This window comes from Brenneria sp. L4-2C, from assembly GCF_040240335.1.
Classification (GTDB): Bacteria; Pseudomonadota; Gammaproteobacteria; order Enterobacterales; family Enterobacteriaceae; genus Brenneria.
Genome location: NZ_JBEIAC010000001.1, coordinates 57,521 through 73,161 on the forward strand (window position 1 = coordinate 57,521; position 15,641 = coordinate 73,161).

At 55.8% G+C, this 15,641-nt stretch carries 12 protein-coding genes; 7 read left to right on the top strand and 5 right to left on the bottom strand.

The genetic code is table 11. The annotated features are described in order from the left end of the window. Nucleotides 1-11: 11 nt before the first annotated feature. The 3 genes from lapB to yciH all read left to right on the top strand — a co-directional run bounded on the left by lapB (nt 12) and on the right by yciH (nt 2,458). The gene (gene lapB / locus ABRZ26_RS00305) at nt 12-1,181 is read left to right on the top strand and encodes a lipopolysaccharide assembly protein LapB (protein ID WP_319602269.1); all 1,170 of its coding nucleotides are present in this window, start codon (nt 12-14) and stop codon (nt 1,179-1,181) included. Nucleotides 1,182-1,387: 206 nt separating this feature from the next. Then, entirely contained in the window at nt 1,388-2,125 is a 738-nt protein-coding gene (gene pyrF / locus ABRZ26_RS00310) for an orotidine-5'-phosphate decarboxylase (protein ID WP_319602270.1), read from the top strand. 3 nt (nt 2,126-2,128) lie between these two features. Then, complete coding sequence (gene yciH / locus ABRZ26_RS00315; RefSeq protein WP_319602271.1) at nt 2,129-2,458, top strand: stress response translation initiation inhibitor YciH; 330 nt, start codon at nt 2,129-2,131, stop codon at nt 2,456-2,458. Between the two features lie 67 nt (nt 2,459-2,525). Here the strand turns inward: yciH and osmB are convergent, their stop codons facing one another. After that, nucleotides 2,526-2,738: an osmotically-inducible lipoprotein OsmB gene (osmB, locus tag ABRZ26_RS00320; RefSeq protein ID WP_319602272.1), complete on the bottom strand. Its 213-nt coding sequence runs from the start codon at nt 2,736-2,738 to the stop codon at nt 2,526-2,528. 334 nt (nt 2,739-3,072) lie between these two features. Between osmB and araD the strand changes: the two genes are divergently transcribed. After that, entirely contained in the window at nt 3,073-3,768 is a 696-nt protein-coding gene (gene araD / locus ABRZ26_RS00325; protein ID WP_319602273.1) for an L-ribulose-5-phosphate 4-epimerase, read from the top strand. A 42-nt stretch (nt 3,769-3,810) separates the two neighbouring features. On the opposite strand, the gene ABRZ26_RS00330 is transcribed toward araD, so the two are convergent. From ABRZ26_RS00330 to ABRZ26_RS00340, 3 genes are all read right to left on the bottom strand, one after another. Further along, on the bottom strand, nt 3,811-5,880 hold the full coding sequence (locus ABRZ26_RS00330) for a carbon starvation CstA family protein (protein WP_319602274.1): 2,070 nt from the start codon (nt 5,878-5,880) through the stop codon (nt 3,811-3,813). Nucleotides 5,881-6,121: 241 nt separating this feature from the next. Next, nucleotides 6,122-7,039, bottom strand: a complete 918-nt coding sequence (locus ABRZ26_RS00335; RefSeq protein WP_319602275.1) for an aldo/keto reductase — start codon at nt 7,037-7,039, stop codon at nt 6,122-6,124. Between the two features lie 67 nt (nt 7,040-7,106). Next, complete coding sequence (locus ABRZ26_RS00340; RefSeq protein ID WP_319602276.1) at nt 7,107-9,041, bottom strand: exoribonuclease II; 1,935 nt, start codon at nt 9,039-9,041, stop codon at nt 7,107-7,109. Between the two features lie 487 nt (nt 9,042-9,528). Between ABRZ26_RS00340 and ABRZ26_RS00345 the strand changes: the two genes are divergently transcribed. After that, nucleotides 9,529-9,972, top strand: coding sequence for a hypothetical protein (locus tag ABRZ26_RS00345; RefSeq protein WP_319602277.1), 444 nt, complete (start codon nt 9,529-9,531; stop codon nt 9,970-9,972). Nucleotides 9,973-10,116: 144 nt separating this feature from the next. On the opposite strand, the gene ABRZ26_RS00350 is transcribed toward ABRZ26_RS00345, so the two are convergent. Then, a complete protein-coding gene (locus ABRZ26_RS00350; protein WP_319602278.1) occupies nt 10,117-12,432 on the bottom strand; it encodes an FdhF/YdeP family oxidoreductase in 2,316 nt (771 codons plus the stop codon). A 250-nt stretch (nt 12,433-12,682) separates the two neighbouring features. Here ABRZ26_RS00350 and ABRZ26_RS00355 point away from each other — a divergent pair, with 250 nt between their 5' ends. Both ABRZ26_RS00355 and ABRZ26_RS00360 read left to right on the top strand, forming a co-directional pair. Continuing rightward, on the top strand, nt 12,683-14,278 hold the full coding sequence (locus ABRZ26_RS00355) for a PTS transporter subunit EIIC (RefSeq protein WP_319602279.1): 1,596 nt from the start codon (nt 12,683-12,685) through the stop codon (nt 14,276-14,278). 33 nt (nt 14,279-14,311) lie between these two features. Further along, a complete protein-coding gene (locus ABRZ26_RS00360; RefSeq protein ID WP_319602280.1) occupies nt 14,312-15,637 on the top strand; it encodes a 6-phospho-alpha-glucosidase in 1,326 nt (441 codons plus the stop codon). The last annotated feature ends 4 nt before the right edge of the window (nt 15,638-15,641 follow it).

A 15,641-nucleotide genomic window follows, 5' to 3' on the forward strand; every position in this document is an offset into this window, starting at 1 on the left:
AATCATTTTCTATGCTAGAACTGCTGTTTCTGTTGCTGCCTGTGGCCGCCGCTTATGGTTGGTACATGGGCCGCAGAAGTGCGCAGCAGGACAAAGAGCAAGAATCCAACCGTCTGTCGCGCGAGTATGTCACCGGGGTAAACTTCCTGCTCTCCAACCAGCAGGATAAAGCGGTTGAATTGTTTCTCGATATGCTCAAAGACGACAGCAATACCTTTGAAGCACATCTCACCCTCGGCAATCTGTTCCGTTCACGCGGCGAAGTCGATCGCGCTATCCGTATTCATCAGGCGTTGACCGAAAGCACCTCGCTTTCCTTTGAGCAACGTTTGCTGGCGGTGCAACAGCTTGGCCGCGACTACATGGCCGCCGGCCTGTATGACCGCGCGGAAGAAATTCTCAAACAACTGGTGGACGAAGAGGATTTCCGCCGCAGCGCCCTGCAACAGTTGTTGCTGATCCATCAGGCGACCAGCGACTGGTTAAACGCCATCGATGTGGCGGAAACGCTGGTCAAAATGGGGGAAGATTCGCTCAAGGCCGACATCGCCCACTTTTACTGCGAGCAGGCGTTGCTGGCCATGGGCAGTGACGATCTGGATAAGGCGCTGGCCCTGTTGAAGAAGGGGGCCGCCGCCGATAAACAGTGCGCCCGCGTCTCGATCATGATGGGGCGTATCTATATGGCGCAGCAGCAATACGCCCGCGCGGTGGACGCGCTGCAACAGGTGCTTGAACAGGATAAAGAGCTGGTCAGCGAAACGCTGTCGATGCTGCAAGAGTGCTATCAGTATTTACAGCAGCCTCAGGACTGGGCGGCGTTTCTGACGCGCTGCGTCGAGGAAAATACCGGCGCCGCGGCGGAACTGATGCTGGCCGACATCATTGAACAGGATCAGGGTACGGAAGCGGCCCAGGTCTATATCAATCGTCAGCTCCAGCGGCATCCGACCATGCGCGTATTCCATCGCCTGATGGATTACCACCTGAATGAAGCGGAAGACGGCCGGGCGAAAGAGAGCCTGTTGGTTCTGCGCGATATGGTCGGCGAGCAAATCCGCACCAAACCGCGCTATAGCTGCCGCAAATGTGGTTTTACCTCGCAGTCTTTATATTGGCATTGTCCTTCCTGCCGCAGTTGGGCCAGCATGAAACCTATTCGTGGATTAGATGGACAATAATCAATACCGATTGAGGCCGTCGCCGGTTTGAGAAACAGCCGCTTTAGTTACAACATACTTTATGTTTGGCTACCCATACGGTTCCAGCAGCTAACGGTGATGCCATTAGCCTGACAGGCGGCTGGGATTTCAACGGCGGGGCATGTAGAATGCGGCGGGCATTTTAGTCGCGAATACCGGCTTTGTTAAATCAAGGGGTGACAAGAGTGAAAAACGAAAATCTAACAGAAAATAACCTGGCCGCATCATCCCCAATCATTGTGGCTCTGGATTATGCCGATCAGCGCGCCGCGTTGTCGTTTGTTGATCGCATTTCCCCGCAGGATTGTCGGCTGAAAGTGGGCAAAGAGATGTTCACCCTGTTCGGCCCCCAGTTTGTAAAATCGCTCCAGCAGCGTGGTTTTGATGTTTTCCTCGATCTGAAATTTCACGATATTCCGAATACCACCGCCCATGCGGTCGCCGCCGCCGCCGATCTGGGGGTCTGGATGGTGAATGTGCATGCCGGCGGCGGCGCGCGGATGATGATGGCGGCGAAAGACGCGTTGCTGCCATTCGGCGACGACGCGCCGCTCTTGATCGCCGTTACGGTACTGACCAGCCTGGAAGCGGAAGACCTGCGCGATCTCGGCATTACGGCCAGCCCGGCCGAGCAGGCGGAAAGGCTGGCGTTGCTGACCTATAACTGCGGCCTTGACGGCGTGGTCTGCTCCGCCCATGAAGCGGAACGTTTAAAGCAGGCGTGCGACGAGAATTTTAAGCTGGTCACGCCGGGAATTCGTCCCGCGGGCAGCGACGCCGGCGATCAGCGCCGTATCATGACGCCGCTTCAGGCCCAGCAGGCCGGGGTGGATTATATGGTGATCGGTCGTCCAATCACCCAGTCCGCCGACCCGGCGAAAACGCTGCGTGAGATCCGGGCGTCCCTGGCCGCGGAGGCGTGAGCGATGAAGCGTAATGATGAAAGCCGGCTGGTTTATTCCACGGAAACCGGGCGCATCAAGCCGGAAGAAGAGAAGGTTGCGCGTCCGCAAGGCGACGGCATCGTCCGTATCCAGCGTCAGACCAGCGGGCGCAAAGGCAAGGGCGTTTGCGTGATTAGCGGCGTCGAACTTGATGATGACGCGCTGGCGAAACTGGCCGCGGAATTGAAGAAAAAATGCGGCTGCGGCGGGTCGGTAAAAGAGGGCGTCATTGAAATTCAGGGTGACAAGCGTGATTTGCTCAAGCAACTGCTGGAAGCGAAAGGCATGAAGGTGAAGCTGGCGGGCGGTTAAGGCAATGATGGAAAGTAAAAATGGAGCCGAAGCTCCATTTTCACAAAAACGCTGAATGATTGAATGATTAGTCCACCTGACGGCCGATAAGCCCCCCGATGGCGGCGCCGCCCAACGTGCCTAATGTGCCGCCGTCGGTTAAGATGGCGCCGCCGACAGCCCCAGCGCCCGCGCCAATCGCGGTGTTGCGATCGCGCTTGGACATATTTGAGCAGCCAGCTAAGGCAACTGTCAGGACGATGGCTAAGGCTGCGCTGGCAAATTGTTTGTTCACTTTCATATTTTCCCCTTTTCACGCTGACCTCACCGTTTTCTTTAGTGAGGAAATATCGTACTGCGACTTTTTTACGAAATTAAATAATAGTGCTGAGCCTCTGTAGCTTGGTGAGTAGTATAATCCTCGGGAAAAACCGCAACAGGTAAAAAATCTTAATTCCCTTACGTTACGACACTGATAGCAATAATTGGTAAAATTGATGGTTTTTTGAAACGCGCCGGTAAAATAAAATGCGTATCAGACAGCAGAACCCTGCCGGATCTTTAGCGATTTAGCCCATAGCGGCGACGGTCGGCGCTAAGGAGAATGGTTTCATACCATTGCGCGGGAGCTGACTATGTTAGACGAACTGAAAAAACAGGTATTAAAAGCCAATCTGGCGCTGCCGCAGCATCAGTTAGTGACATTTACCTGGGGCAATGTCAGCGCGGTCGACCGATCTCGCGGACTGATGGTGATTAAACCGTCCGGGGTCGAGTATGACGTTATGACGGCGGATGACATGGTTGTCGTTGAGCTGGAGAGCGGGAAGGTGATGGATGGAACGAAAAAGCCCTCTTCGGATACCGATACCCACCGCGTGCTGTATCAGGCGTTCCCTGATATTGGCGGCATCGTCCATACCCATTCCCGCCATGCCACCATCTGGGCGCAGTCCGGCAACGATATTCCCGCCTGGGGAACCACGCATGCCGATTATTTCTATGGCGCGATCCCATGCACGCGTTTAATGACCGATGAGGAAATTAACGGCCGTTATGAGTGGGAAACCGGTAAGGTGATTGTTGAAACCTTTCATTCCCGGCATCTTTCGCCATCCGATATTCCGGCGGCGTTAGTCAATGCGCACGGCCCCTTCGCCTGGGGTAAAGACGCAGATAATGCGGTGCATAATGCCGTGGTATTGGAAGAAATCGCCTATATGGGGCTTTTTTCCCGTCAACTCGCTCCCGATCTCAGCGCTATGCAGCAAACCTTGCTGGATAAACACTACCTGCGTAAACACGGTAAAAACGCGTACTACGGACAATAAAAAACTCCCCGCCGGCGACGGCGGGGAGTCTGTTACCTCGGCTTACTTGGCCGTATGCGTTTCCTCACGTAAAACCACCGCGGTTTCCTGCGCCGTCGGCGTTTGGCTGTTCAACGCGCGCCGAATAACGAAGAACGCCGATATCAGCATCGTCACGGCGACCAGCATAAAGAAACCGCACAGCGCAGCGTTAATCTGATTGCTGAACACGATGGTTTCCATATCCTTGATCGTTTTGGCCGGGGCAATCAGCGTGCCTTGTTCAATACCGGCGGAGAAACGTCTGGCCTGAGCCAGAAAGCCGATGTTGGCCTGTTCATGGAAAATCTTCTGCCAGCCGGCGGTCATCGAGGTGATAAACAGCCAGATGGTCGGCAGGATGGTCACCCAGGCATAACGCTGTTTCTTCATCTTGAACAACACCACGGTGCCGAGAATCAACGCCATGGACGCCAGCATCTGGTTGCCGATGCCAAACAGCGGCCACAGCGTATTGATGCCGCCCAGCGGGTCGATCACGCCCTGATAAACGAAGAATCCCCAGCCGGCGACGGCCACGGTAGTACCCGCCAGATTGCCGAGCCACGAATGACTGTTCGCCAGTTTGGGGATCACCACGCCCACCAGATCCTGCACCATAAAGCGGCAGGCGCGGGTGCCGGCGTCAACGGCGGTCAGAATAAACAGCGCTTCAAAAAGGATGGCGAAGTGATACCAGAAGGCCATCATCGCCCGGCTGTTAAAGATTTCGGTGATGATATAAGCCATTCCCACCGCGAAGGTCGGGGCGCCGCCCGCGCGCGACAGCACCGAGGCCTCGCCCACGTCTCGGGCAATCTCGGCAAGCGCTTCCGGCGTAATGACGAATCCCCAGCCATTAATGACCTGCGAGGCGTTTTCCACCGTGGTGCCGATCAGCGCCGCCGGCGAGTTCATGGCGAAATAAACGCCGGGTTCGATGACCGATGCGCAAATCAACGCCATAATGGCGACAAAGGACTCCATCAGCATGGCGCCGTAACCGATGAAACGGATGTGGCTCTCGCGTTCCACCAGTTTCGGCGTGGTGCCGCTGGAAACCAGCGCATGGAAGCCGGAAATCGCGCCGCAGGCGATAGTAATAAACAGGAAGGGGAACAGGCTGCCGGAGAACACCGGCCCGCTGCCGTCGATAAAGCGTGAAACGGCGGGCATTTTCATTTCCGGCATGGCAAAGACGATCCCCACCGCCAACCCGACGATCACGCCGATTTTCAGGAAGGTGGAGAGATAATCACGCGGCGCCAGCAGCAACCAGACCGGTAGCACGGAGGCGATAAAACCGTAAATCACCAGCGCCCAGGTCAGCGAGGTGCCTTTTAAGGTGAAGAAGGGACCCCAGTAGGGGTGCGCGGCGATATTGCCGCCATAGACAATCGCCAGCATCATCAACACAAAACCGATGATCGACACTTCCGCGATTTTCCCCGGACGCAGGAAACGCATGTATACGCCCATGAACAGTGCGATAGGAATGGTGGCGGCGATGGTGAATAATCCCCATGGACTGTCCGCCAGGGCTTTTACCACCACCAGCGCCAACGCCGAAAGGATAATGATCATCACGCCCAGGGCGCCAAGCATGGTGATCACGCCGGCAAAGGCGCCCAGCTCCTGTTTCGCCATTTCGCCCAAAGAACGTCCGTCGCGCCGGGTTGAAATAAACAGCACCAGGAAATCCTGCACCGCGCCGGCCAGCATTACGCCCACCAAAATCCAGATGGTGCCGGGCAGAAAGCCCATCTGCGCGGCGAGAATGGGGCCGACCAGCGGCCCGGCGCCGGCAATGGCCGCAAAATGGTGGCCGAACAGCACCCATTTATTGGTCGGGACATAGTCCAGCCCGTCATTGTGACGTTCCGCCGGTGTTAAGCGTCGGTCATCCAGTTCGAAGACTTTTTTGGCGATAAACAAACTATAGAAACGGTAGGCAATGCTGTAACAAGCTACGGATGCGACAACCAGCCATACGGCATTCACGTGCTCACCGCGGCTTAAGGCCAGCATGGCGAACGCGACGGCGCCCGCCAAACCAACCAATAGCCAGATCACGATGCTCTTGACGTTATTCATAACAACGGCTCCTTCGTTACTCAGGAAGATGTGTAGCGCGACTGTTAAGGCAATTTAACAATAGTGGGTTTAATGCCGAAGAGAAGCGGGCGGATATGAAAATGTGAGCAACCATAAATTTCTGTAAAGAAATTTAAACGTGAGAACCATTAATCGCTGAAAAAGTGTGAAAGAGAGGGGATAAACAAGGAATTGGCTGTTGTAAGCAAGCCCTGTCGTTAATCACAGGGCTGATAACCCGTTAAGGAAGAACGTTACCCGCCGCGCGGTAGATCTCATACCACTCGTCACGGCTCAGCCGCAGCGCCGACGCCAGCGCAATATCACCAATACGCGCAGGGTTCATACTGCCGACGATCACCTGCATATTGGCCGGATGACGCAAAATCCAGGCGGTGGCGATGGCGGTGTTTTTTACCTGATACTGACTGGCGATACGGTCGATAACGGCATTCAGCTCAGGAAATTTTTCGTTATCCAGAAAAACGCCTTCGAAGAAACCGTATTGAAAAGGCGACCATGCCTGGATAGTCATATCGTGCAGCCGACTATATTCCAGAATAGCGCCGTCGCGATCGGCGGCCGACGCGTTGGTCATGTTGACGTTAAAGCCCGCGTCAATCATACCGGTGTGCATAATGCTGAACTGAAGCTGATTGGCAATCAGCGGTTGGCGCACCGATTTTTTAAGCAGTTCGATTTGCAGCGGATGTTGATTGCTGACGCCGAAATAACGCACTTTGCCGCTTTTTTCCAGCGTATCGAAAGCGGCGGCCACTTCGTCGGGTTCGAACAGGGTATCCGGACGATGCAGCAGCAGGGCGTCAAGATAGTCGGTTTTTAAGCGCCGCAGGCTGCCTTCCACCGAGGAGATGATGTGCTGTCGGGAAAAATCGAAAACGCCTTTGCGAATGCCGCATTTCGATTGCAGAACGATAGCGTCACGACTAACGCCGGTTTTCTGTAAGCCAGCGGCAAAAATTTCTTCTGATTTGCCCGCGCCATAAATATCGGCATGATCGAAAAAGTCGATGCCGGCATCAATCGAGGCCTGAATGACTTCCGCGGCCTGAGCCGGCGTTAGCGAATCCATTCTCATGCAGCCTAAAGCAATGTTCGATGCGTATAACCTGGATGTGCCTATCGTGATCTTGTTCATCTGCAATCTCCTGCGATAGAAAAATATGCCGTGGCTGGCCCACGAATGAGCCAGCGACAAAGGAACATTATGCTGCGGGTTTGGCGATGACGCTGCGGGTTTCGAGGCGAACTTCCGCAATCACGACATCCAGAGCGTCGCCCTGACGGTAAACTTCTTCGCCTTTTACCAATACCGTACCGGTATCCTGGCTGCACACCAGCTCGTCGCGTACCGAGTGGATGAAGGAGGAGGGGATAAACGCCACCGCGCCGTTATCCAGCAGGCGCACGCGCAGGCCGCCGCGGGTGACATCCATAATCTCGGCCGGGAAGCGCGTATCGGTTCCCGCTTTATCCTTCAGGAAGCGGGCGTATAACCAGTCGCCGACGTCGCGTTCCGCCATCCGGTTAAGGCGGCGACGTTCCGACAGTTGCACGGTGACGTCATCCTGGGGTTTCTCCGCCGGTTGACCGGCGATCACCGCTTTCAGCAGGCGGTGGTTAACCATATCGCCATACTTACGAATCGGCGAGGTCCAGGTGGCGTAGGCCTCCAGCCCCAGACCAAAGTGCGGCCCCGGCGTGGTGCTGACTTCGGCGAATGACTGGAAGCGACGGATGCGACCGTCCAGGAATGAGGTCGGCAAGGCGTCCAACTCGCGGCGCAGGGAACAGAAACCGTCAAGGGTCAGCAAGGTCTGGGCATCGGCCTGTATGCCGAACGAATCCAATACCGATACCGCCTGTTCGACGGAGGCCGGATCGAAACCGTTATGCACGTTGTAGATGCCGAATCCCAGTTTGTCGCGCAGCACGACGGCGGCGCAGACGTTAGCCGCGATCATCGCTTCTTCGACGATGCGGTTGGCGATGCGCCGCGGTTCGACGACGATATCCAGCACTTCGCCTTTTTCTCCCAGCAGGAAGCGGTAATCCGGGCGGTCTTTGAATACCAGCGCATGCGCGGTGCGCCATTCGTTGCGCGCCAGACAAACGCGGTGCAGCAGGCGAATTTGTTGCGCGATGGCATCGCTCGGCGGTTGCCAGTCGCCCTGTTGCTCCAGCCAGTCGGACACATCGTCATAGGCCAGCTTGGCCTTGGATTCGATCCAGGCGGCAAAGAATTGAATGTCGTCGCCCAGAGAACCGTCGGCGTTGATTGTGACGCGGCAGGCGAGAACCGGACGGCGCTCATTCGGACGCAGCGAGCAGATATCGTCCGACAGTTGGCGCGGCAGCATCGGAATATTGAAGCCGGGCAGATAATTAGTGAAGGCGCGCTGGCGAGCGATGTTATCCAGTTCGCTGCCTGCTTCGACGTAGGCGGTGGGATCGGCAATGGCGATGGTCAGTTGCAACGCGCCCGCGCCGTTATCCTGCACGTACAGCGCATCGTCCATATCTTCGGTGCTGGCGCTGTCGATGGTAACGAAATCCAGCGCGGTCAGGTCTTCACGCGCCAGAGAACCATCGTTGCGTTCGGTGGCCTCGGCCTCGGGCGCGGCGCGCTCCAGATTATGGCGTGACAATGTCACCCACCACGGCGCCAGCGGATCGTCGCCGGTGGTGATGAATTGGGTCAATTCGGCATGGAATCCGCGGTCGCCCTTGAGCGGATGACGGCGCATCTCCGCCACGGCCCAGTCGCCATTTTGAAATGTATGGCTGACGTCGCGTGCGGGGCGGCAGGAAATCGCATCTTTCAGCAGCGGATGATCGGGGATGATGGATAAACGATCGTCTTTTTTTTGCACGCGGCCGACAAAGCGACTCAGGAAAGGTTCGAGCAGCGTTTCCGGCTCGGCGATTTCGCGTTCTTTTTCCGTGTGCAGGGTGGCGGTGATACGGTCGCCGTGCATCACTTTTTTCATGTGCGGCGGCGGGATGAAATAGCTTTTTTGTGCGTCAGCTTCAAGAAAGCCAAACCCTTTATCAGTGCCTTTGACGACACCTTCAACCCGTGGCGTCTGTGAGTGAAGTTGCTGTTTTAGCTGTGCAAGCAGCGGATTATCTTGAAACATAGCGTCCAAAAATATGGTTATAAGTAGCTCGATTAGCGGCTGACAGTTTTACGCGAATCGGATGCCGGCGGCAAGCGTTGATAGCAGGATAATTGACAGAGACGAAACAAGGTTGCGGGCATGTGTGATGCCGGTCATTTAAGAAAGCAAAGATGCGAGACGGCCGGGGTATTCGTCGGCCAGTTGATACCCCGCCAATTAACTTGTCCTTAACGACAAGTTAAAAAACATCCGCTCTTCTTCACGATAAAACAACGATAAAGTGAGAATTCTCTCAATATCCATTTCTTATTCTGGATTATTCCTTTTCCTCTGCTATAAACGTCGACGCACAAGGAACGCATAGCCCTGAATGGAGACAATAATGGCCGTTATTCCCCTTATGCCTTCAGGCGGTTTCCCACTTCCGCGTGGGGATCCTGGTGTCAGAAGCCGCCTTATGGCGATGGCCCCCGCGACCAGTTCTGGATTCAACAAGGGATAGACTATGCAAATAAGCACGGCTATTAAATGGGGTCATCGGTTGCTAACCGTCGCGCTATTGGCCGCTGTCATCCTATTCTGCATTGTTCAGTACATGACATCTGGCCCTTATCATGATCGGCTTTACAGTCAAAAGTCGCTTACCGAAAACATTTGGCTTTATGTCACTAAATATCAGGACGCCGGCGCGACGGATTCTGATATATATCGCTATTATCTCTATCACCGAATTGACGGTGACCCGATGGAAGTTCTGGGCGATTCGACGCCATTTATGACGGCGGATCGAGGCGATGCGTCTGTATCCGGCGTGGGAAGCCGTATTACGGTCAGACTGACAGGGAAAATCTATTCATTCAGTAACTCGGCGTTTTTCTATGATGGAAAAACAGCGGTAATGCCGACGATTGATCTTGATGCCCGAGGGGTAAACGCCTGGAGAGAGTAGCCGCCGGTCACCCAGATCATCATCATGAAATGTCATTTCCGATTAAAGCCTTTCTTCTGGTTTAATACGCATTTTTTACAGCCCTCCTTTATAAATACGCGGGACGATCGGAGTAACGATCGTCCCAGATAGCGGATTTGCGGTTTATACTCGGCGCGTATGGATCGGCGCTGCGGTTTGCTCACTGCGGGAAATCTTCACCGGCACGGATTTTGACGTCGGGGTAAAGGTTTCGTCGCCGTAGCTGGACAGCGGAACCAGCGGATTGGTTTCCGGATAATAGGCCGCCAGATTACCGCGTGGAATCTGGTAGCCGACCAGCCGGAAGCCGCTGACTTTACGGGTTATGCCGTCATGCCACAGGGTTTCGATATCCACCAGGTCGCCGTCCGCCAGCCCTTGCGCCGCCATATCGTCAGGGTGGATGAACAGCACTTCGCGCTGACCGTAGACGCCGCGGTAGCGATCGTCGAGACCATAAATCGTGGTGTTGTACTGATCGTGCGAGCGCAGCGTTTGCAGCGTGAAGGGAACCGCTTCATCCAACTGCGGAAACAGCGAATCCGGCAGCGCGGCATGACTGAATTCGGCCTTGCCGCTGGCGGTTGCGAAGCGCAGTTCGGCCGCCGCATTGCCGAGGTAAAATCCGCCCGGCAGATTGCATTTTTCGTTGAAATTCTCAAAGCCGGGGATGGTGGCGGCAATATGATCGCGGATACGGGAATAGTCATCCGCCAGCGCCGGCCAGTCCAGTTTTCCCTTGCCCAATACGGCGTCGGCGATGCCCGCCACAATCGCGGTTTCCGAACGTTGCAACGCAGACAACGGCTGGCCGACGCCCTCGGAGGCATGCACCATGCTGAAGGAGTCTTCCACGGTAATAAACTGCGGCCCGGCGGCCTGTATATCGAGATCGGTTCGCCCCAGCGCGGGCAGGATCAAGGCATCAACTTTTCCGGTAATCAGATGGCTGCGGTTCAGTTTGGTGCTGATGTGTACCGTCAGATCGCAACGGCGCAGCGCGGCTTCGGTGCGCGGCGAATCCGGCGCGGCGGCGGCAAGGTTTCCGCCCAGCGCGATGAGCACTTTCACTTCATCGCGCAGCATGGCTTCCAGCGCTTCCACTGTGTTATGACCCGCCGCGTGCGGCGGCGTAAAGTTAAAGCGTGCGGCCAGCCGCGCCAGAAAATCGGCCGCGGGTTTTTCGTCGATCCCCATCGTTCGGTTCCCCTGCACGTTACTGTGTCCGCGTACCGGACACAGCCCGGCGCCGGGTTTGCCTAACTGGCCGAACAAGAGTTGCAGGTTAACGATTTCACGCACCGTCGCCACCGAGTGTTTATGCTGGGTTACGCCCATCGCCCAGGTGCAAATCACCCGCGGCGATTGTTGGTAAATTGCGGCCACGCCGCGCAATTGCGCGGCGCTCAGGCCGGACTGCCGTTCGATTTTTTGCCAGCTGGTGTCGTCGATCGCCGCCAGATAGGCTTCAACCTGTCGGGTATGGGCAGAGAGGAATTCTTCGTCAAACAGCCCGTTTTCGCCGGCGTTCAGGCGTTGGCGGTGCGTTTCCAACAGCGCTTTCACTATGCCGCGCACGGCGGCCATATCGCCGCCCAGATTGGGTTGCAGGTAGGTTTCGCTAATATCGCCCGCCAGCGGCGTCAACAACTCCAGAGGATTTTGCGGGTTGGCGAAACGCTCCAGTCCGCGTTCGCGCAGCGTATTGAACGAAACGATGTGCGCGCCGCGATCGGCGGCATGGCGCAGGCTGTGCAGCATCCTGGGATGATTGGTGCCGGGATTCTGGCCGAATACGAAAATGGCGTCGGCATGCTCGAAATCATCCAGACGAATTGTGCCTTTACCCACGCCGATGCTCTGTTTCAGTCCGGTACCGCTGGCCTCATGGCACATGTTGGAGCAGTCGGGAAAGTTGTTGGTACCCAGCATGCGGCCAAACAGTTGATACAGATAAGAAGCTTCGTTGCTTGCCCGCCCCGATGTATACAGCTCCAACTGATTGGCATGATCCATCGCCCTGATATGTTGCGCAATCAAGGCAAAGGCATCGTCCCAACGGATGGGGACGTAGCGATCGGTTGTGCGGTCGTAGCGCATCGGCTGGGTCAGCCGCCCCTGATATTCCAGAAAGTAATCGCTTTGCTGACGCAGGGTCGAGACGCTGTGCGCGGCGAAAAATTCCAGATCCACCGCTTTGCGCGTGGCTTCCCAACTTACCGCTTTAGCGCCGTTTTCACAGAAGCTGAAGGTGCTGTGGTTATCGTCGCCCCAGGCGCAGCCGGGACAGTCAAAACCTTTGGCTTTATTGACCCGTAACAAGTTTCGGATATTTTTCAGCGCTTGCTTGCTGTCCAGCACAAAACGGGTGGTGGCTTCCAATGAGCCCCAGCCGCCAGCCGCGCTGCGGTATGGCTTGATGGATGGTTTGAATTTCATGGCGAGATCCGCAGGTGAGAATGTTTTTAATATGTGAACATTTCTTTAATGATTTGCTCTTCTGCCGCGAGTCTAGGTGGTGCGCGCCATCTCGTCTAATCAAATAGGGCAATGGCGGGATAGATGGCGTTTATCGTAAATAAAGTGTGACCGGGTGCAGAATCTTGATTTTTTTGTCTAGTTGTATATACAAAGTGGGGTGTTTTCCGGCTATTACTTAACCAGTACGGAAAAACAGGAAGGGCAAATAATGAAAGATCTTGGCAATAAGGTTCACGCCTTTGGTAAGGCACTGATGATGCCGATTTCGGTTATCGCCGCAGCCGGGATTTTCCTGGGGCTGGCGGCGGCGATGCAAAACCCGGCCGTCACCGGCGAGGCATTCGCCAATATGCAGATCCCGCAGTTGATTATCGGATTTATTCGCCAGATAGCCGGCGCGCTGTTTGCCAATCTGCCGCTGTTTTTTGCGGTCGCCAGCGCGATTGGCCTGGCCAACGCCGAGAAACCGACGGCGGCCTTTGCCGCCGTGATCGGCTTTATTTCCATGCATGTCGGGGTAAGGGCGACGCTGACGGCGCAGAATTTGACGCCGGCCACCACCGCGATTGACGCGTTGACGGCGACCGGGATGGATCATACCGCCGCATTGATGTACGCCGCCGAGTTTACCCAGACGCTGGGGATCTTCACCTACAACATGAGCGTGTTGGGCGGCGTGATAGCCGGGGTGATCACGGTGATGCTGCACAACCGTTTCTACACCATCGAGTTGCCCACCGCCATCAGCTTTTTCGGCGGCCGCCGCTTTGTGCCGATCGTCACGGTGGCCTGCCTGCCGTTAGTCGGCGTCGGGCTGGCGCTGATTTGGCCGACCATCGGCAGCGGCATCGCCTGGGTCGGGGAATTGATTGGACACAGCGGGCAGTATGGCGCGTTTCTGTATGGCTTTTCCGAGCGCATTCTGATCCCTACCGGGTTGCACCATATTCTGAATGAAACCGTGCGCTTTACGCCCATCGGCGGCGTGGCCACCATCAATAATGAAACGGTGGTCGGCGCGCTGAATATCTTTAATGCGTCGCTGACCAATCCGGGGGCGGTCAGCGACGACATTATCCGCAATGCGACCCAGTTTCTGGCGCAGGGCAAAATTCCCATCATGATGTTCGGGCTGCCTGGGGCGGCGTTGGCGATGTACCAATGCGCCCGTCCCGAGCATAAAAAGCGGGTGAAAGCGTTGATGCTGGCCGGGGGGCTGGCCTCGTTCACCACCGGGATTACCGAACCGCTGGAGTTCTGCTTCATCTTCGTCTCGCCGGTGTTATATCTGCTGCATGCGGCGCTGAGCGGGTTGTCCTTCATGCTGATGTCCGTGCTGCAACTGATGATCGGCAATATTCAGGGCGGCGCGATTGATTTGCTGGTGTTCGGCGTATTGGGCGGATTGAAAACCAAGTGGTGGTATGCGGTGTTACTGGGGCTGTTCTATTTCGCGGCTTATTACTTCGTGTTCAAAACCATTATCAGACGGATGGGCGTGGAAACGCCGGGGCGGGAATCGGAAGAACAGCCGGCGGAAACCGCGCCGGTCAGCGCCGATGAGCGTACGCAAAACATCATCAGCGGATTGGGCGGCGAGGGCAATATTGCGGAAGTGGACTGCTGCTTTACCCGTTTACGCGTGCAGGTAAAAGACATGAATCTGGTGGTGGATAAGACATTGATGACGACCGGCGCGAACGGCATCAAGCGGGTGAACGAGCATAACATCCAGGTCATTTACGGCCCGAAGGTGGAAAAAATCGCCAATGATGTCAAAATCGCGCTTGGTGTGACAACGTAACTTAATCTGAAGCGGATAAAACGGGAAATGGTTATGACGAAGACATACAGTATTGTGATTGTCGGTGGCGGGTCAACCTGGACGCCGGGCCTGCTGAAAGCGTTGTGTAAACGGCAGAGTACCTTTCCGCTCAGGCGGTTGGTGATGTTCGACGTCAATGCCGAACGCCAGACGGTGATTGGCGACTTCGCCCGGTTGCTGTTCAGCGAAGAGTACCCGGCGCTGGCGTTTTCCTATACCACCGATATTGATGAAGCCTTTCATGATGTGGATTTTGTCTTCTGCCAGATGCGCACCGGCGGTTATGAAATGCGCGAGAAGGATGAGAAAATCCCGCTCTCTCTGGGAGTGATTGGACAGGAAACCTGCGGGCCGGGCGGTTTTGCCTATGGGCTGCGTTCTATCGGCGATATGATTGAACTGGTGCAGAATGTTCGCACCCGTTCGCCGGATGCATGGATCCTGAACTATACCAATCCGGCGGCCATTGTGGCCGATGCGCTGCGGGTGAAGTTCCCCCATGACCGGCGCATCCTGAATATTTGCGACCAGCCGGTCAACCTGCTGCGCTCGTATGCCCGTTTACTGGGGCGGGACGTCAACGAATTTGAACCTGTCTATTTCGGTCTGAACCACTTCGGCTGGTTTACCCATCTGTACGATCGCGCCGGCGTGGATCTGCTGCCGCAGTTGAAAGAAATCATCAGTAATCAGGGCTTTAAGCCGGCGGACGCGGAGCAGCGGGATCGTTCGTGGCTGGAGACCTATGCGGTCGTCGCCGATATGCTGCGTGATTTCCCGGACTACCTGCCGAATACCTACCTGCAATATTACCTCTACCCCGACTATAAGCTCAGCAAGCTGGATCCGAATTTTACCCGCGCCAACGAAGTGATGGCGGGCCGGGAAAAACGGGTGTTTGAAAGCTGCCGCGATGCGGTGAAAGCCGGCACCACGAAAAGCGCCAGCGTGGTGCATAACGATGCGCACGGCGACATGATTGTGGAGGTGGCGGAATCCATCGCCTATAACCAGCACCGGATTTTCGTGGTGATCGTGGAAAACAACGGGCTGGTGAATAACCTGGACGATACGGCGATGGTGGAGGTGGCGGCGACGCTGGGCAGCAACGGGCCGCGGCCCTATGGCGTCGGCAATATTCCGACCTTCTATAAGGGGATGATTGAGCAACAGTTCGCCTATGAGCGTCTGACTGTCGAAGCCTGGTTCGAAGGCTCCTACAATAAAGCGTTGCAGGCGCTGACGATTAACCGACTGGTGGTCGATGCCAAAAAAGCCCGCAAGGTGCTGGATGCGCTGATTGTCGCCAATAAGGGGTATTGGCCGGAACTGAAATAGGCGG